Below are 16795 nucleotides of genomic sequence, written 5' to 3' on the forward strand. Positions count from 1 at the left end.
GATGCCTAAGGCCGTTGAGGGAATCAATCTGACGGTGTTAAAAACCGCATAAAAAGGGAATCAGTTAGTGACTCACAACAGGTTGACAACCACCGCCGCGGTACGAATCCAGGAGGCATTTTACTAGTTACTCCATTGTTTTCGACCTGAAACTGGTGATGCCCAATGACTACATTCGCTCCACCCCTTAGCCCGCTAGCACGCCTTTGGCACGACGGTGATATCGTACCCAAGCATCCACGCGTTAGGTTTAGCTCTGTTGACACAGTTCCGGTAGTCATCCACCGACGTAGTCGCGAGCTCACAGCTAATGGCCCCGCCGACGACGAAACCCAGCGTCTGCGCTTCCTAGCCAATAACGCACCTCAGTCCCATGTACTGGACGTGGAAGAAGAGTTCTACCTGTGCCGGTATGTCGATGGTACCTGTTTTGACGAAGTGACTTTGACGCCCCATCTTATTGAACTGATCGCAGAGGAGTTCATCCAGCTCTGGCGGCTTGAAACTGCGAGCACTCCCATTCCGAAAGCCAGCCGTGAGCGTCCCATAGTCGAGCCACTAGGCTTCCAACATCTCGCTGCCACCCCGCTAAAAGCCCTCAATATCGGCCACCAGTACCGCGAGTTGGTGCAGACAGCGCAGTCACTAGTGCGCCGGACCAGCACCCCCCAGCGATTCGTTCACGGCGACCTCAAGCTAGACAACCTGATTAAATCCGAAAACAATGAGATCAGTCTCATCGACTGGGAGTGTAGCGGCATCGGCTGCCCAGAGGAGGACATGGGGAACTTCCTGGCCAGCGTCATATTCTACGCCCTCGCCCGCTCCACCTGGGCCGCGATGACACGCCCCAACCTCACCACCGAGGAAGGAAACCCGTCCGCTGAAGCTCACTTCCAACACGAAGTAACTACGGCGATGCGTGAAACTCAGGAGCTTTCTGCCCGATTCCTCTCCGTGTTGAACTCCTGCGGGATGTCCGTCGACAAGCCAGCGCTGAGCGGTGCCGTCTTCCTCTCACTTATGTGCCGGCTTCAGGGCGCAATCATCGCCGGTTCGCCCCCAACAACGGTCGCGGTGGTGGAGACGTCATTGTCCACCATCGCCACTTCGGGATTGCCCACCTTTGGTGCCTGGTTGGAAGGACAACAGACTTAAGATGGCTACTGGTTCTCCCTGGGAAGCCCTGTGCACCAGCAGCTTCCAAAAAATTTCCCCGTCCGCATTCCGACGTCTTACATCCAAGACGGAAGTATCCGCCCCCGAGCTTCGCGCCTACATCTACTCCGACATTCACCTGCGAGGCTGCGAAAGCGCCGCCCTGTTCGCGGACCTGCCCACAGTGACGCAATTCGTGGACCTTGCGGCGCATACCGTGCACTCACCAGGCTGGGACTTGGTCGACGGCGAACTGCGCAAGGATGGCCAATTCACGCTGCGTCCCGACCAATTCCCTCACACCCCGACACCGAATGGGCAGTTCACAGTGGCCTTGCCTCGGCTGCGGGTCAATGCCCTCCCCGGATGGCTCGTAGTGGAATCACTCGAGCCGCCTCGTCTCACCGCTGCGTGGCGCCTCTACCTGCCTGGCGTCTCCCTTCGCAGATTCTCAGCATTGGTCGATTTCATGGACAGGCAAACGCACCTGCCTCGGTGGTCCATGAAGACCACCCTCGGCCAGAGTAGAGACCTCCGCCTCATCCCGCGACCTGACGCCACGGTCATCTACTTCGACCCCGCTCAAATCAGGTCCGGTGCCCTCGGCGCGCTTGTCGACGCCATCAGTGCCTTCACCCCAGGAGGACACGGCCCCGGCTTCTCAATGCAACTGACCGAATCGGTATGGATAGGTGGCCCTGGTATCAACGCCCACACCAGTTTCGGAGCTGGACTATCTGCGGTGGCCGCGCAATGCCTAGTCAGGAACGATTTCAACGAGCTCCACCAGCGCGAAAATGCATTCCGAAACGAGGTGGACTCCCTTGTCTAACAACGCGTTCACCTTCGTATTCACCCACAGATCCACCGATGCGGTTCCGGTGTTAACTGACGTGCAACCCACCAACCGGGCGTTCCCCATCCAAGAGGGCCCGGCACTGCGGACACTGTATCCGGAGCCAAAGCTTCGGGAATCACAACTGATCTTTGAACAGGTCCCAGACGAGCTCTCGCTGGGTCAGCGCCTACTCGCCGAGCCCGAGTCCACCGAGTCTCTGGCAGCCCTCAGGAACCTGGTGTGGGGTGGCCCCTGGGAGACCGCCCCCACACCCGGGGATTCTTCCACCGCCGAGACTGTCCTGACGCCAAGCTCAGCTTGGGACAGACGAGTTGGGCTGGGCAGTGCGTTCCTAGATCCCTCATCGGCTGGTGCCCTAACAGTACTCGCCTGGGGCGCAGACGGGTTTTCTAACGGCCGGGAACGGATTTGGGCCGAGCTTCAGCTCTTCATCCAATTGCTGGCGGAGCACAAGGCGGCGAACACCACCGGCCTGCGGGATGTCGCCGACGATATCGCAAGCGACTTCCCCCTCGCTGCAGACGCCGTTCGCGCAACCTGGAATTCGCACCTGCTACGCACCGCAGCACTCAACCCCGGCATGCTGTCTGCCCACCACGACGCCGTGGCCAAGGCCAGCACCTCACTGCAGTCACTCAACTACCGGAAGGTCACGTCATGAAACTTGGTCTTTTCATCACCGGCGGCGTTGCCGCCTCGCTCATGCCAGGATGGCTGCTATATTTACGCACTGTGCAAGAGTGGGACATCGAGGTAGCACTCACCCACACTGCACAGTCCTTTGTCAGCGTCGCCGCGCTAGAGGCCATCAATGGTAAACCGGTAGCGCTGGATACCGCCTGGCTCACCAAAGGAACAGCCCAGCACAAGACGCTCAGCGCGGGACTCGATGCGATTGCGATTTGTCCGGCATCATTCAACACCTGCGGGAAGCTGAGCTCAGGAATCGCCGATGACATCGTGAGCGCCACTGCGGCGTTCGCGCATTGCCCGGTGATCGTTTTCCCCGCCTTTTCCGCTGAGGACGTCGGTGCGCGACGGGAGGTCGTCCTGCGCAGAATGGAGGAGATGGGATACCGAGTTTCCCGCGCAACCTTCCCCGCGGTCGAGGTCGCCGATGGCGGTACCAAGACTGGGCAGGGCTTCCCCACTATTGACAAGTTCATTGCCGTGATCAACCAGGAGGTTGCCGGTGCCTAGGCTCGCTCCTCATCTGGAGGCCACATTCCAAGAAGTGCTGGCGTCTCCCGAGCTCATCGAATGCATTCCGGCGGACGCGATAATCCAACAAATCTCGGAGATCGAGGCCGGAATCGCGCTGAGCTACCTCGACGGCGAGCGTTTCCACTTCGCTCACTTCTCCGCAGCTCGCGGTTTCCGAGCTGCGCCGTCCCAACCGCTCATCGGGGAGTTTCAGCTAAGCGCCGACCACGTAGCATTCCTGGATCTCGCTGGCAGGATCTCGATTCTGTGCCTAGCCGATTGGACGCTTGCGCAATTTCCACTTTCCACAACCGATTTCAATTTCTCCGCTAACTCTCGCTTCCTCATCGCACGCACTCCCACCGGCACTGTTGTCGTCGACATCGCTGCGAACACCACTCACCCCTACTCAGGGACCCACTTCCTTGACTGCGATGCCACCGGCCGGCCCTGCGCACCGTTGGACACCGCTAGCCACGACTGCCCAGGTGAGACAACACACCCGGCGCAGTTTCGTCGCTGCGTGACGTGGCAGGGCAGCCGCTACGCCGTGTTCCACAGCATCACCGGGACTATCATTTGTGCCACGAACAGTTCGGGCCACCGCCACGTCACCCCACTTCCCCACCTCTGGTTCGTCGGGGAGCTCGTGAACAACGGCGAGCTGCGGTTCAGCTTTCGCTGCGGACATCATGAGACTAACCTCAGCGCCACCGATCTAGCAGGCACCTCTGAAATTCCTCAAGCACCGTTTGTCACATCAACACTGTATGCGGGCACACAGGAGGTCCCGGTCACCGTCTTCTCCCACCCCCACGATCTCCGAGACACCATCGTGCTGACCGTTCACGGCGGCTTCGGCGCCCCGTTACTGCCATTTTCCTCGCTTCCAGTCACTCAAAATCTCACACTGGCATTCGCCCACGTCCGAGGGGGCGGTGAGCTCGGGGCCGACTGGGCCTTAAAAGGGCGGGGCGAAAATAAACCCAATGCGCTATGTGACCTCGCCACCGCTGCCAAGCTGCTTCGACAACGTGGCTATCAAAGAATCATCCTATCCGGGGCCTCGCACGGAGGATGGCTGGCTCTCGTCACCGGCCTGCGAAACCCGGAATTGGTCGATGGGGTGAGCGCCACCTGTCCGATCGTGGACCTACCGCGATATTTAGCCACCGAGCTGGGCCAAAAGCATCGTGCAGAATTCCCCGCAGATCCTACGGGGATGGACCCGGCCACATTGGTGTGCGAGGCGCAGCCAAGCGACACGGATTTGCTGCTGGTTGTCGGGGACAAGGATTCCATTGTCCAAGACCAAGACTTCGATTCCTTCTGCGCGCGTTGGAAGCGCACGCAGGGCACGGCAGTGCTGCTTCGTCACCGTGGGGGGCACTATGCCCCGCCCAGTGGGGAGATTGATGCGCTGGAGGAGCGATTAGTCCGATTTGTCTCGGGCCGAGACTAAGCAGACAAAGGCGCCTGCCATGAATTCATAGCAGGCGCCGAGGCATTCAAAACTACCGTTGGGTGGTAACCTTCGCGGGGTTCAGAAGTCGGTAAACCAACCGTCCTGCCGCGTACACGGCCAGCACACCCACCAGGACAAGCACGAGAGTGCCGTTGGCGGAACTGGTCGCCAGGAACGCGACAATGACCAGAACAGCCACCGTCAGGAAAAACACGGCGACCTCGCGCTGAACGGTCGGCGCTGGAGTCAACCGAAGCATGTCTTCAATAATGTTCATGAAAATTCCTCCTCTTAGGGTTCGCCTAACTCTTACGCTTTCCACTGTGCCGAAATCGGCAGCCGCTCCCTAGTGCCAAAAGTATGCAGTTCACATGAGCTTTATCATTCGCGACAAGAAGGAATTTCCCACCGCCACGCTGCTCGTTTTGACAAATGTCATGCCAACCTCGTGAGCACTGGCAGGCAAGCCGGTGATTTATCCCCGTAGCTAATTGACCACGGCATTGCCAGCATGGAGGCATGAACCAACCAACCTGCCAAGACACAATTGTCCAAGTCAGTGACCTCACCCGCAGCTACGGAAAGGGGGCAGAGGCATTCCAGGCAGTCAAGGGGCTCAACTTCCACGTCTGTCGCGGGGAGGTCTTCGGACTTCTCGGCACTAACGGCGCTGGGAAAACCTCCACCCTTGAAATCCTGGAAGGCTTGGCCCCCGCAACCTCGGGCGTCGTAAAGGTCTTTGGACACAACCCATTTGTCAACAGAGCTGTCGTTCGCCCCAAGATGGGCATCATGCTCCAGTCGGGTGGGCTTCCCAGGCAGCTCACGGTGCGGGAGACCATCAAGATGTGGCAAGGGACCTGCTCGAACCCACGTGACCCCGAGCAGGTCCTCACGGACGTCGAGCTATTGCACCGTCTAAACGTCCGGGTGGGTGTCCTCTCCGGTGGTGAACAGCGCCGACTGGACCTCGGATGCGCTCTACTCGGCAATCCAGAATTGCTATTCCTTGACGAGCCGACCACAGGACTAGATCCAGAATCTCGTAGAAACGTGTGGAGGCTTCTCCTCCGACTCAAGAAGCAGGGCGTCACAATGATCCTGACCACCCACTATTTGGAAGAAGCCGAGTTGTTGTGCGATCGCATAGCAATCATGGATGGAGGAGCCGTTGCCCGAGAAGGAACTCTTTCCGAACTGGTAAACACAGTTTCTGCGGAGATTACGGTGACCAGCTCCGACACACCGCCCCGGCTTCCTGGCACAACTATCATGACCGAGCAAAATCGCCACATAATTTCAACTAAGCAACTACCCCAAGACACTTTCGCTGTTTTGGAGTGGGCACATAAAAACCATCTTGATTTGGATGATTTTTCCGCCCGACCAGCCTCCCTGGAAAAAGTGTTTATGAGCATTGCGGACCACAAGGAACATACAAACTAGCCACAAAGGATCGTAAACAAGATGGAACTCGCCACCTTCCAACGTGCCTCTGCCGTTATCGAATTCGTTAATGAATCCCTGCATCCTCGAAACTCAAGCTGGCACCGGTACTGGGCTTTGGCTATGGCCGAAATTCGGCAATATTTGCGTAACAAGACCCTGTTGTTCATGGCATTGGTATTCCCCATCGGGGTGGGCCTGCTAATGCTATTCATGGGATCAGCTGGCCAGCCTGCGGCCGCGCCCGTTCGCACCGCAATCTCGATGGAGGTCTTTTCCCTCATCACCTTGATGTTTGTCCAATTCTATTCCGTGCTCTCCATGACCACCACTCGTCGCGACGAGCGGGTACTCAAGAGACTGCGTACTGGTGAAGCTCGAAACGCAGAGATTCTTGTCGCGCTCGCCACACCAGGGGCGATCATGTCTCTCGTGCTGACTGCGCTGATGTCTGCCATCCTCATTTTCTACACAGGCATCGTCCCGTGTACGGGCATTCTACTAGTCCTCATCGCGCTGCTGGGGATCGTTATATCGACCTCATTAGCCTTGCTCACCAGCTCCATCACTGCCAATGCTGAGGCTGCTCAGATGACATCTCTGCCAGTCATGGTGCTGGCAATGCTCTCACAGTCGCCGCTACGTTCGGCGCTTCCTCAGCAAATCCAAGATCCGTTAGCTCGAACTCCGTTCGCACTGCTCGGTGACCTCACCTTCATCGAATGGACAGGTCAAACGTATATTGCTGCCGCTGCCACTGGCGACGAGGGATTCTCAGCAACAATCTCTACCGCGATAAACCCGATGATTCTGTTGCTGGTGTGGAGCATCGCCCTCCTGTGGGCGGCGTATCGCTATATGAAGTGGGAAACCAACCGCTGACCCGCAACGACACTCGATGTACCCTGGCACCATGACTACGCTGGGAAGGCTCGTTGAGATGACAGAGACGGACAAATTCTCTGCTTACGTCCGTTTTTCAATGCACGCAGCGTTGGTGGCATTCGCCATCCTAAGTTTTCGGCCAGCACTGGAAGAGCCTGTTTCACTCGAGTCGGGAACTGCCATTTTCATCGCTCTAGCGAACGGCGTTTTGGCAGCGTTTGTCATCGAACGATCCCCGGTTCTATCAGATGTCACTAAGACTCCTAAAGGCCTAAACGCTGCAGCGCTAACAATAAATCTAGCTTGTTGGCTCGTCACCGTACTGGTTTTTGCCACGAATCGTTCAGTGCAATCATCAGGTCTTTCACTGTTCTTGCTCAGCAGTTTCGCATTCGCGTTAACGATCCACCTCCCACATTCGTATTTGATCACGCTCGCTTTGAGCGCAGTTACAGCCGCACTAGTCGAACACCCCACCTTCGCGCATCCTGTTTTCGTCGTTGTCTTCTGCCTCCTGTTGGTTTGGGGGAGCAAAACAACTGTTTGGTCAGCAAAGGTAGTGAAAGAGCTATGCAGGACAAGAAATCTCGAGTCTCAGTTGCGGGTACACGAGGAGCGGCTACGGTTCGCTCAAGAGTTGCATGACAGCCTGGGACAGCATTTGGCCGCGATGTCCCTCAAGCTTCAACTAGCGATTGCGCTTTATGAAAGAGACAGAGACAAGGTCAAAGGCGAAATGCGAGAACTCGAACATCTAGTTCGGCTTATGCGCGAAGATCTGCGTCAAGTTGTAACCGGATATCGCAATCTAAGTCCCAGTGCAGAATTGAAAACTGCGATCCAGCTCTTGGAAGAGGCTAGAGTCTCAGTGCTAGTAGCGGGGAACTCACAGGCCATCCCTGAGAAGTCTCGACAGGTCGCAGCCTGGTTCATCCGTGAAGCAACGACGAATGTAATTAAGCACTCTACTGCTAGCACCGTAAGCTTCGCTTTTTCAACGGACGGGGTGACCATAGTCAACGACGGCGCTGACCAAGATGTTGGGGCCCTTGGGGGGATGCAAGTCCTCCAAGATCGAGCTCAGAAAATCGGCGGAGCAATCTCTTTGACTCACGATGCCGACATCTTTACCGCGTCTCTTACTTGGAAGGACAACATCAAGTGATCACTCTTGCAATTGTCGATGATGAGAAGCTCATCGCTTCCTCGCTTACTACGCTCCTGAGCCTTGAGGAGGATCTGGAAGTGTCGGCCACTTTTTCCAGTGCTGAAGATGCCATAGCTTGGTGGAAACGAGCTTTAACGTTACAAGAACCAATCCCAGATGTTTTGGTTACTGATCTGCAGCTGGGAGGTAGCGATGGCATCGACCTTGCCAACGAAATTGGGCAAGTCAGCCCCAACACTGCCATCGTTGTTGTCACAAGTCATTCTCGCCCGCTCCAGCTCAAACGAGCCCTGACCAACGGAGTTCAAGGGTTCCTTCCGAAAACCGCAACTGCTGAAGAATTCGCCACAGCCATACGCGCTGTGCACGCGGGAAAAAGCTTCATAGACCAGCAACTCGCAGCGATGACTATTACAGCTGGGGAAAGCCCCTTGACAGATCGCGAGGCCGAGGTAATCGAAGCCGCAGGTAAAGGAGGATCGATTGAACAGATAGCCAAAGAAGTGTTCCTGGCCACCGGGACTACGAGGAATTACCTTTCTTCGGCAATGGCGAAACTCGGGGCGCAAAACCGCTTTGAAGCGTTTCTGCGGGCCCGAGAATCTGGATGGATCTAGCTGGAAAGCTCCAACCCTTCCCCGCCTTCTGCAACTGATACATGGACAGTGTCACCGTCCACAATCTCACCTGCCAGCAGCTTCTTAGCCAGCTGGTCGCCGATGGCCTGCTGGATCAGCCGGCGCAGTGGGCGCGCGCCGTAGGCGGGGTCGTAGCCACGTTCGCCGAGCCAGCTACGAGCCTCGTCAGACACAGCCAGTGTCAAACGCCGCGCTGCGAGACGTGAGGCCAGGAATCCAATCTGGATATCGACGATGGATACCAGCTGTTCCGCGGACAGCGCATCGAAGATCACGACGTCGTCCAGGCGGTTGACGAACTCCGGTTTGAAGGCGTGCTTGACCGCGTCCATCATCTGTTCGCGGGTTCCGCCAGCCCCCAGGTTGGACGTGAGGATCAGCAAGGTGTTGCGGAAATCGACGGTGCGGCCCTGGCCGTCGGTAAGCCTGCCTTCGTCGAGGACCTGCAGCAGGACGTCGAACACGTCCGGGTGGGCTTTCTCTACCTCGTCGAAGAGCACGACGGTGTAAGGGCGGCGCCGGACTGCCTCGGTGAGCTGCCCGCCCTGGTCGTAGCCGACGTATCCCGGAGGGGCTCCGACGAGGCGTGCGACGGAGTGCTTTTCGCCGTATTCGGACATGTCGATACGGACCATGGCGCGTTCGTCGTCGAAGAGGAACTCCGCGAGGGCCTTGGCCAGCTCCGTCTTACCCACGCCGGTGGGGCCGAGGAAAAGGAAGGAGCCGGTAGGGCGGTTCGGGTCAGCGACACCCGCACGCGCGCGACGCACCGCATCGGACACGGCGGTCACAGCTTCAGACTGCCCCACCACTCGTTTACCCAGCTCTGCTTCCATGTTCAGCAGCTTCTCGGTTTCGCCCTGCATCATTTTGCCAGCGGGAATGCCGGTCCATGCGGAAACAACATCAGCGATGGTGTCTGGGGTGACTTCCTCAGTGACCATGGAGGCGTTCACTGCGGATTCGGCGGCGGCGACTTCCTTCTCCAGCTCTGGGATGCGGCCGTAGCGCAGCTCAGCCACCCTACCCAGGTCACCCTCGCGTTCGGCGCGCTCGGATTCGGTGCGCAGGCGGTCAAGTTCTTCCTTGGCCGTGCGGACACGGTCAATGGAGGACTTTTCGTTCTGCCAGCGGGCCTTGAGTTCGCCAAGTTTTTCTTTTTCGTCGGCTAGTTCTTGGCGCAACTTCTCGAGGCGGATCTTTGACGCGGCGTCAGATTCCTTCTGCAGCGCCATTTCCTCCACCTCGAGTCGGCGGACGATGCGTTCCAGGGCGTCGATTTCCTGCGGTGAGGAGTCAATCTCCATGCGCAGGCGTGAGGCCGCCTCGTCGACGAGGTCGATGGCCTTGTCCGGCAGGAAGCGGGAGGTGATGTAGCGGTCGGAGAGCGTTGCGGCGGCAACCAATGCGGAGTCCTGGATCCGGACACCGTGGTGGACTTCGTAACGTTCCTTCAGGCCACGCAGGATACCGATGGCGTCTTCGACGGAAGGCTCGCCAACATATACCTGCTGGAAGCGGCGTTCCAGCGCGGCATCCTTCTCGATGTACTTTCGGTATTCCTCCAGCGTGGTGGCACCCACCAGGCGCAGCTCACCGCGCGCCAGCAACGGCTTAATCATGTTGCCAGCGTCCATGGCGGAATCGCCGCCGGCACCCGCGCCGACGATGGTATGCAGCTCATCAATGAAGGTGATGATCTGCCCCTCGGCAGCCTTAATCTCGTCGAGCACGGCCTTGAGGCGCTCTTCAAACTCACCGCGGTACTTCGCGCCCGCAACCATAGAGCCAAGATCGAGCGACAGCAGCGTTTTACCCTGCAGGGATTCTGGCACGTCACCTGCGACAATGCGGCGAGCCAGCCCCTCCACGATGGCAGTCTTACCGACGCCCGGTTCACCAATCAGCACCGGGTTATTTTTCGTACGCCGGGATAGCACCTGAACCACGCGTCGAATTTCCTCATCCCGGCCGATGACCGGGTCAATCTTGCCCTCGCGGGCAAGCCTGGTCAAGTCCGTAGAGTATTTCTCCAGGGCCTGGAACTGACCTTCTGGATCTTGGGAAGTAACCTTCTGGGATCCGCGGACGGCGGTGAAGGCGTTCTTAATCACCTCGTAGGTGGCGCCCCGAGACTTCAAGATGTCGGCGGCGTCGGAGTTTCCTCGCGCGATGGCTGCGAGGAGGACTTCGGTGGAGACGTATTCGTCGCCAAGTTCGCCTGCGAGCTCCTGGGCGTCGGTAAGCACGCTGAGTGCCTCGCGGTTAAACTGCGGGTTCGCTAGGTTGCTGCCGCTGGCAGATGGGTAGCCGTCGACCTTGGCCTTGGCTTCTTTGAGTACCTGGGACGGGTCTACGCCCGCTGCCTGTAGGACCGGGGCGGCAATGCCGTCGGTCTGTTCCAGAATCGCTACTAGCAGGTGAGCTGGGCGAATGTCTGGATTTCCGTTAGTTGAGGATAGCTGCAGTGCGGTCTGCAGGGCCTCGGATGTTTTAGTAGTTGGGTTGAATGAACTCATGTTTTTCCTCTCTTTCTACTAGTAGTAACGCACGAGAGGTTGAGTCTGTTCCACTCAACTAGAAAAAAGTTGATATTTCTTGACTCAACTTTATTTTCCGCTAGACTGTTGACATGTCACATTTGAGGGTTGTTGTTATCGGCGCAGGTCAAGCCGGGCTTGCTGCCGGCCAACAGCTCGCCCATCGTGGCCTCACCCCCGGGACCGATTTCCTCATCCTCGATGCTAACTCCGGCCCCGGCGGTGCCTGGCGCCACCGCTGGGACTCCCTCACCCTCGGCGCCGCCCACCACATCGCCGACCTCCCCGGCATGGCTGCCCCGCTTGCCGACGACCACACCCCCGCATCAGTCGCCGTAGCACGCTACTACGAAGCCTACGAGCAACAATTCAACCTTCATGTGCGACGCCCAGTGAAGGTCACGTCGGTGACCATGCCCGACAACTTCCACCTGTCACTCTCAGACGGCACCGAACTCACGGCGGACGTGGTTATTTCCGCAACCGGGACCTGGGATTCACCGTTCATCCCCTACGTTCCCGGCATCGACGCCTTCCAGGGCCGACAGCTGCACACTCACGAATTTAAGAATGCAACAGACTTCGCAGGCCAACGGACCCTCGTTGTCGGAGGTGGTTTGTCTGCAATTCAATTCCTCCTTCAGCTGGAGAAGGTCACGGACACAGTGTGGACCACCAGGCGCCCACCCGAATGGCGCCGCGAGGGCATTTCTCCCGAATGGGGACGCACCGTGGAAAACCGTGTCCGCTCCCATGTCTTCACAGGTGAACCGCCCCGTTCGGTGGTTGCCAGCACGGGTATCCCGGCGCGCCCGGAGTATCGCGCTGGGGTGGAACGAGGCCTGCTTATCTCACGAGGAATGATCAGCCATATCTCCCCCACCGCGGTCACGTTTCAGGGCTCCGACTCGCCCGCAGCCTACGGCTGGGATCCCTTCCCTGCCGGGACGGAGGTTGAGGTGGACACGATCTTCTGGAACACGGGTTTCCGGCATTCCCTCAACCACCTTGCCCCGCTGCAGTTACGTAACTCGCGGGGCGGAATCGACATGATCGATGAGGTCACTCCTTTGAGGAATCCCCGCCTACTGCTGGCTGGCTACGGCTCTACTGCATCCACGGTGGGCGCCACTCGAGCAGGTCGACTAGCAGCGAAACGAGCAATAGGAGAATTACAGTGAAGTACTTCGGGTTTTTGAGTTTTGGACACTACTCATCGGGAGGCCAACAGGGGCCGTCGGCAAGCGACATGATGCGGATCCATCTTGACCTGGCACAGGCTGCGGATGAGATTGGGGTGAATGTCGCGTCGTTCCGCGTGCATCACTTCGTGCCACAGGCGGCCGCGCCGATGCCGCTCTTAGGCGCGATCGCCGGAGCCACCAAGCGGATTGAGGTCGGCACCGGCGTGATTGATATGCGTTACGAAAATCCGCTGTACCTGGCAGAAGAGGCTGCTGCCCTCGATCAGCTCTCGGGTGGACGAGTCGCGCTTGGCCTGTCCCGTGGCGCCCCGGAGGTAGCAACCCGCGGGTGGGAAGCTTTCGGCTACCGCAGTCAAAAGCCCGATGGTTCTGATCTAGCGCGCGCTCACTTCGAGAAGTTCCTCGCTGCGATTGACGGTGAACCGATGGCTGAGGCCGCACCGCTCGTGCAGCAATACCCGCGCATGTTTCAGCCAGGCACCCCGTTGCCAGTCTTTCCCCATTCACAGGGTCTGCGCCGGCGGATTTACTGGGGTTCCGGCACCCACCGCACGGCAGAGCAGGCGGCTCGGGACGGGGTGAATTTGATGTCGTCCACTTTGGTTTCGGAAACCAACCATGACACTCTCGGGGCAATTCAGGCAGAACAGATTCAGCGCTACCGGGCGACCTGGCAGGAAGCTGGCCACGGCTGGGAACCACGTGTATCCATCTCTCGGTCGATCTTCCCGCTGGTCAGCCCCGCTGACCACGAGTTATTCGGGCGGCAAGCAACAAGTGTTGACCAGGTTGGTTACCTTCCTGAGGCAGGAAAAGCTACCTTTGGTCGCAGCTATGCCGCGGAACCTGACGTTCTCATCGAGCAACTGCAACAAGACCCGGCTATCAAAGAAGCTGATACCTTGCTCCTTACTCTCCCCACCGGGATGGGCGCGGACGTCAACATTGGTATTTTGCAGAATTTCGCGGAACACGTGGCACCGGCCTTGGGGTGGCAGCCAAACACAGCAAGCTAGCTCAGTTCGCTGCCCTTAAACTCTGGCAGGGCGAACGCCGCCACCGCCGCCGTGCCGAAAGCGACAGCGAACAGAACAAATAACCCATCGGCCCCCACAGACGCAAGGACAGGTGGCACCATCAATGGCGCGATGATCGAGGCGATCCGACCGAAACCCGCCGCGGCTCCGGTACCCGCGGCCCTGATGTTCGTTGGATACAGCTCCGGCCCCACCGCGTAGAGCGCACCCCAAGCACCGAGATTGAAGAAGGACAGCAAGCAGCCAGCAGTGATGATCTGCCACTGCTCACTGGACATCCCGAACAGCCACGCCGCGACCGCGGACCCCACGAGAAAAGCAGCAAGCGTTTTACGACGCCCCCAGTTCTCAATGAGCACCGCAGCTACCGCGTAGCCCGGCAGCTGCGCCAGCGTGATGATAAGCGTGAAACTGAAGGATTTCACCAGCGTGAAACCCTGTGAGTGCAGCAGCGATGGGATCCAAATGAAGGCACCGTAGTAGGAGAAATTGACGCAGAACCAGATGATCCACAGCGCGGTGGTGCGGCCACGTACCGAAGGATCCCAGATGTGGTGGGCGGTGACCTTCGTTGTCCGTGCAGGTGGGGCTGGTCGAATGGCGAACGCCTGTGGCGATGCTTCGAAGGATGCCACTACTTTTTCGGCTTCGTCGTGCCGGTTTTTGGATTCCAGGAACCGGACCGATTCGGGCAGCCCCATGCGCACGATCAGGGAGTACAGGGCTGGGATGCAGCCCAGCGCGAGCGCCCACCGCCAACCATTTGGGGAACTGGCGACCACAAACGTGCCGATCACCGCCGCGAGGATCCACCCCACCGCCCAGAAGGCTTCCAGCAACACCACCATGCGCCCCCGCACGGCCCGCGGAGAAAACTCCGAGATCAGGGTGGATGCCACCGGCAGTTCCGCGCCGAGCCCCAGGCCGACAAAGAACCGCAGGATCATGAGTAGCGCGAGTGACCCGGCGAGGGCGGACGCGCCCGTCGCTACGCCGTAGACCAGCAGCGTCAGCGCAAATACTTGCCGACGCCCAAACTTGTCGGCCAGCAACCCGCCCAAGGTAGCCCCGAGCGCCATACCGATAAATCCGACGGATCCCAGCCACGATACCTCGGTCTTAGACAGATCCCACTCCACCACCAGCGCAGCCATGATGAACGAGATCAGTCCGACGTCCATCGCATCCAGCGCCCACCCGATCCCGGATACACCCAACAGTCGGGCGTGCTTCCGGGTGATCGGCAGCTCTTCCAGCCGATCAGTGCGGGTTCGTGGCAAAGCGCCAGAAAAATTGTCCATGCCAAGATATTAACGGCACAATGGGAGCATGCCTTCCCTCGTGTCCCGTGAACTTTCCGCCAACGCAGCGGAGTTTCGTGAGCGTGTGCTCGGTGGGCTCTACCAAAAGCATCCCGAAACGCGACTGTGGTTTCCCGCGCATGCTGAGGACGCCCACACGCATCTCGTCTTTGCGCTCACGTTCCTGCTGGATAGCGACCCAGACGAAGCACTAGTGGCTAACTTGGCACGTGAGCACCGAGCTTTCGGACTCACTTCCGATATTGCCCGTTCGGGCATCTCCATCATCCAGGACGCGATCCATCACTTCTGCACCGAACTACCCTATTCTGAGGTACACGAAGCAGATCAACGCCTGCAGTGGTTAGCCGAAATCCTCTGCACAACCCTTGACGCCACCCCCGCGCCCGGCTGGGGGAAGGTGGTGGAAGTGCAGCGCCGCGCCCGACGCATCACCGTGGTTCGACTCGAATGCCCGGAGCCGCCCCGCTATCTTCCAGGCCAGTACCTTGGGGTATCCTCCCCACTTATCCAAGGCTATTGGCCTCGCCTGGCCCCGGCCATGCCGTATAACGATGCTGGCCTCATCGAGTTTCACCTCGACCACTCCCCTGCGCTGGAAGGCCTCGCTGTTTCTCAACCAGGCGACGAGTGGTTCTTCGGCCCGGCCCACGGCAACCTGCAGCTGTCGGGGGAATCCGACGCACTGCTTATTTCCCATGGCACCGGCCTCGCTCCCTTGAGGGCTCTCATCCTCGATGCGTTCACCACCGGCAAGCATCGCCGCACCCACCTTTACTATGGGGCAGAATACCCGGGGGAATTGTATGAGCTTGCGGGACTGTGGCAGTTGGCTGCTGCCGCGCCGTGGTTGTCGGTGACACCGGTCGTCGAAAAGCCTGCGGACGCGTGGTGGGTGGGTGCCACCGAGCACTCCCGCGCGCCACGCGGGCTCCACCTGCAGCAAGAAGGCAAGTTGGAGGACGTGGTGACCGCCTGGGGCGCGTGGGGCGACCGTGAGGTACTGATCGCCGGGCCGCGCGAGTGGGCGCAGCGGATGCGAAACGCCATGCTCACCGCAGGCACCCCCGCAGACAATATTCAGGTGCTAGGCCTGTAACACCGGCAGCGCTGCCCGCGCCTTATCGACGTCATCCAGCTCAACCTCAACCAGCACGATTTCCTCGTCAAAACCGGCCTCCACCAGGCGCTTCCCCGTGGGACTGATGAGTGCGGAGTGGCCAATTCCTGTCGGATCGCCCTCCTTTGGGTTCTCTGGCTGAGCCTGCCCCACTGCCACCACGTAACTGGTGGAGTCGAGGGCGCGAGCGTTGGTGAGCAGGCGCCACTGCCGGAGCTTGTCGTCCCCATTCGCCCAGGACGCGGATACTACGATCAGCTTGGCGCCCCGGCGTGCGAGCGCTTTGAATTGTTCCGGGAACCGGATGTCGTAGCAGGTGGCGAAGCCCAGATCACCCCAGGTCACCAGCTCAGTACCCGGCGCGACGGTGTCGGATTCCCGGTAGCCGAAGGCGTCAAAGGTGTGGAGCTTGTCGTAACGTTTCGTTTCCGCACCATTGGTGATAATCAGGGTGTTGTACACCCGATTGAATTTGCCCTGTTTATCTGCAGGGGTGAACATACCGGCGACGATGGTGACGCCTAGCTGCTTCGCCAGCTCAGTCAGGGCGCTGCCGAACTGGCCATCCAGTGGCTCAGCTGCTTCATCGAGCCGGCCACTCTGGAAAGCTTTCATTGCCGCTTCGGGAAAAACGAGCAGTTCAGCGCCTTGTCCGGCGGCTTCCCGCGCTTTTTCTTCCATGCGGGCCAAATTCTCCAGCTTATCGCCGGTGGACAGCATCTGGATAAGTGCGATCTTCATGCCACCCC

The 16795-nt window shown here is 59.0% G+C and carries 16 protein-coding genes; 12 read left to right on the forward strand and 4 right to left on the reverse strand.

Going from position 1 to position 16795, the window contains the following annotated elements; translation table 11 throughout:
* Positions 1–165 precede the first annotated feature (165 nt).
* The 5 genes from ACZ6ZO_RS04045 to ACZ6ZO_RS04065 are packed head-to-tail and all read left to right on the forward strand — an operon-like array spanning position 166 to position 4682.
* Positions 166–1158, forward strand: a complete 993-nt coding sequence (locus ACZ6ZO_RS04045; protein WP_465290755.1) for a phosphotransferase — start codon at positions 166–168, stop codon at positions 1156–1158.
* Position 1159: 1 nt separating this feature from the next.
* On the forward strand, positions 1160–1990 hold the full coding sequence (locus tag ACZ6ZO_RS04050; protein WP_182385323.1) for a hypothetical protein: 831 nt from the start codon (positions 1160–1162) through the stop codon (positions 1988–1990).
* Entirely contained in the window at positions 1983–2678 is a 696-nt protein-coding gene (locus tag ACZ6ZO_RS04055) for a hypothetical protein (RefSeq protein ID WP_182385322.1), read from the forward strand. Before ACZ6ZO_RS04050 ends, ACZ6ZO_RS04055 begins: the two co-directional genes overlap by 8 nt.
* On the forward strand, positions 2675–3217 hold the full coding sequence (locus tag ACZ6ZO_RS04060) for a flavoprotein (protein WP_182385321.1): 543 nt from the start codon (positions 2675–2677) through the stop codon (positions 3215–3217). The genes ACZ6ZO_RS04055 and ACZ6ZO_RS04060 overlap by 4 nt, the downstream gene beginning before the upstream one ends.
* Positions 3210–4682 carry a prolyl oligopeptidase family serine peptidase gene (locus tag ACZ6ZO_RS04065; RefSeq protein WP_465290758.1) on the forward strand — a complete coding sequence of 491 codons (1473 nt, stop codon included), beginning with the start codon at positions 3210–3212 and terminating at the stop codon, positions 4680–4682. Before ACZ6ZO_RS04060 ends, ACZ6ZO_RS04065 begins: the two co-directional genes overlap by 8 nt.
* Before the next feature lie 52 nt (positions 4683–4734).
* Here the strand turns inward: ACZ6ZO_RS04065 and ACZ6ZO_RS04070 are convergent, their stop codons facing one another.
* Positions 4735–4962, reverse strand: coding sequence for a hypothetical protein (locus ACZ6ZO_RS04070; RefSeq protein WP_182385319.1), 228 nt, complete (start codon positions 4960–4962; stop codon positions 4735–4737).
* A gap of 242 nt (positions 4963–5204) precedes the next feature.
* Here ACZ6ZO_RS04070 and ACZ6ZO_RS04075 point away from each other — a divergent pair, with 242 nt between their 5' ends.
* The 4 genes from ACZ6ZO_RS04075 to ACZ6ZO_RS04090 are packed head-to-tail and all read left to right on the forward strand — an operon-like array spanning position 5205 to position 8801.
* A complete protein-coding gene (locus tag ACZ6ZO_RS04075; RefSeq protein ID WP_182385318.1) occupies positions 5205–6131 on the forward strand; it encodes an ABC transporter ATP-binding protein in 927 nt (308 codons plus the stop codon).
* Positions 6132–6152: 21 nt separating this feature from the next.
* Positions 6153–7013, forward strand: a complete 861-nt coding sequence (locus tag ACZ6ZO_RS04080) for an ABC transporter permease (RefSeq protein WP_465290760.1) — start codon at positions 6153–6155, stop codon at positions 7011–7013.
* A gap of 31 nt (positions 7014–7044) precedes the next feature.
* On the forward strand, positions 7045–8181 hold the full coding sequence (locus ACZ6ZO_RS04085) for a sensor histidine kinase (RefSeq protein ID WP_465290762.1): 1137 nt from the start codon (positions 7045–7047) through the stop codon (positions 8179–8181).
* The gene (locus ACZ6ZO_RS04090; protein ID WP_182385316.1) at positions 8178–8801 is read left to right on the forward strand and encodes a response regulator transcription factor; all 624 of its coding nucleotides are present in this window, start codon (positions 8178–8180) and stop codon (positions 8799–8801) included. The genes ACZ6ZO_RS04085 and ACZ6ZO_RS04090 overlap by 4 nt, the downstream gene beginning before the upstream one ends.
* On the opposite strand, the gene clpB is transcribed toward ACZ6ZO_RS04090, so the two are convergent.
* Positions 8798–11341, reverse strand: a complete 2544-nt coding sequence (clpB, locus tag ACZ6ZO_RS04095) for an ATP-dependent chaperone ClpB (RefSeq protein WP_465290764.1) — start codon at positions 11339–11341, stop codon at positions 8798–8800. The genes ACZ6ZO_RS04090 and clpB overlap by 4 nt on opposite strands.
* A gap of 113 nt (positions 11342–11454) precedes the next feature.
* On the opposite strand from clpB, the gene ACZ6ZO_RS04100 reads away from it, so the two are divergent.
* The gene (locus ACZ6ZO_RS04100) at positions 11455–12543 is read left to right on the forward strand and encodes an NAD(P)-binding domain-containing protein (RefSeq protein ID WP_465290766.1); all 1089 of its coding nucleotides are present in this window, start codon (positions 11455–11457) and stop codon (positions 12541–12543) included.
* Complete coding sequence (locus ACZ6ZO_RS04105) at positions 12540–13583, forward strand: LLM class flavin-dependent oxidoreductase (RefSeq protein ID WP_465290768.1); 1044 nt, start codon at positions 12540–12542, stop codon at positions 13581–13583. The genes ACZ6ZO_RS04100 and ACZ6ZO_RS04105 overlap by 4 nt, the downstream gene beginning before the upstream one ends.
* Here ACZ6ZO_RS04105 and ACZ6ZO_RS04110 read toward each other — a convergent pair.
* Positions 13580–14905 carry an MFS transporter gene (locus ACZ6ZO_RS04110; protein WP_182385312.1) on the reverse strand — a complete coding sequence of 442 codons (1326 nt, stop codon included), beginning with the start codon at positions 14903–14905 and terminating at the stop codon, positions 13580–13582. The genes ACZ6ZO_RS04105 and ACZ6ZO_RS04110 overlap by 4 nt on opposite strands.
* A gap of 28 nt (positions 14906–14933) precedes the next feature.
* Between ACZ6ZO_RS04110 and ACZ6ZO_RS04115 the strand changes: the two genes are divergently transcribed.
* On the forward strand, positions 14934–16025 hold the full coding sequence (locus ACZ6ZO_RS04115; RefSeq protein ID WP_182385311.1) for a 2-polyprenylphenol hydroxylase: 1092 nt from the start codon (positions 14934–14936) through the stop codon (positions 16023–16025).
* Here the strand turns inward: ACZ6ZO_RS04115 and ACZ6ZO_RS04120 are convergent.
* Positions 16014–16787, reverse strand: a complete 774-nt coding sequence (locus ACZ6ZO_RS04120; RefSeq protein WP_465290770.1) for a carbon-nitrogen hydrolase family protein — start codon at positions 16785–16787, stop codon at positions 16014–16016. The genes ACZ6ZO_RS04115 and ACZ6ZO_RS04120 overlap by 12 nt on opposite strands.
* Positions 16788–16795: the final 8 nt, after the last annotated feature.

The sequence above is a fragment of the Corynebacterium sp. NPDC104732 genome, assembly GCF_055583565.1.

Bases quoted from the DNA above. Each gene is read 5' to 3' on its own strand.
- ACZ6ZO_RS04045 (WP_465290755.1), top strand. From the start codon at position 166: ATGACTACATTCGCTCCACCCCTTAGCCCGCTAGCACGCCTTTGGCAC.
- ACZ6ZO_RS04050 (WP_182385323.1), top strand. From the start codon at position 1,160: ATGGCTACTGGTTCTCCCTGGGAAGCCCTGTGCACCAGCAGCTTCCAA.
- ACZ6ZO_RS04060 (WP_182385321.1), top strand. From the start codon at position 2,675: ATGAAACTTGGTCTTTTCATCACCGGCGGCGTTGCCGCCTCGCTCATG.
- ACZ6ZO_RS04070 (WP_182385319.1), bottom strand. From the start codon at position 4,962: ATGAACATTATTGAAGACATGCTTCGGTTGACTCCAGCGCCGACCGTT.
- ACZ6ZO_RS04075 (WP_182385318.1), top strand. From the start codon at position 5,205: ATGAACCAACCAACCTGCCAAGACACAATTGTCCAAGTCAGTGACCTC.
- ACZ6ZO_RS04080 (WP_465290760.1), top strand. From the start codon at position 6,153: ATGGAACTCGCCACCTTCCAACGTGCCTCTGCCGTTATCGAATTCGTT.
- ACZ6ZO_RS04085 (WP_465290762.1), top strand. From the start codon at position 7,045: ATGACTACGCTGGGAAGGCTCGTTGAGATGACAGAGACGGACAAATTC.
- clpB (WP_465290764.1), bottom strand. From the start codon at position 11,341: ATGAGTTCATTCAACCCAACTACTAAAACATCCGAGGCCCTGCAGACC.
- ACZ6ZO_RS04100 (WP_465290766.1), top strand. From the start codon at position 11,455: ATGTCACATTTGAGGGTTGTTGTTATCGGCGCAGGTCAAGCCGGGCTT.
- ACZ6ZO_RS04110 (WP_182385312.1), bottom strand. From the start codon at position 14,905: ATGGACAATTTTTCTGGCGCTTTGCCACGAACCCGCACTGATCGGCTG.
- ACZ6ZO_RS04115 (WP_182385311.1), top strand. From the start codon at position 14,934: ATGCCTTCCCTCGTGTCCCGTGAACTTTCCGCCAACGCAGCGGAGTTT.
- ACZ6ZO_RS04120 (WP_465290770.1), bottom strand. From the start codon at position 16,787: ATGAAGATCGCACTTATCCAGATGCTGTCCACCGGCGATAAGCTGGAG.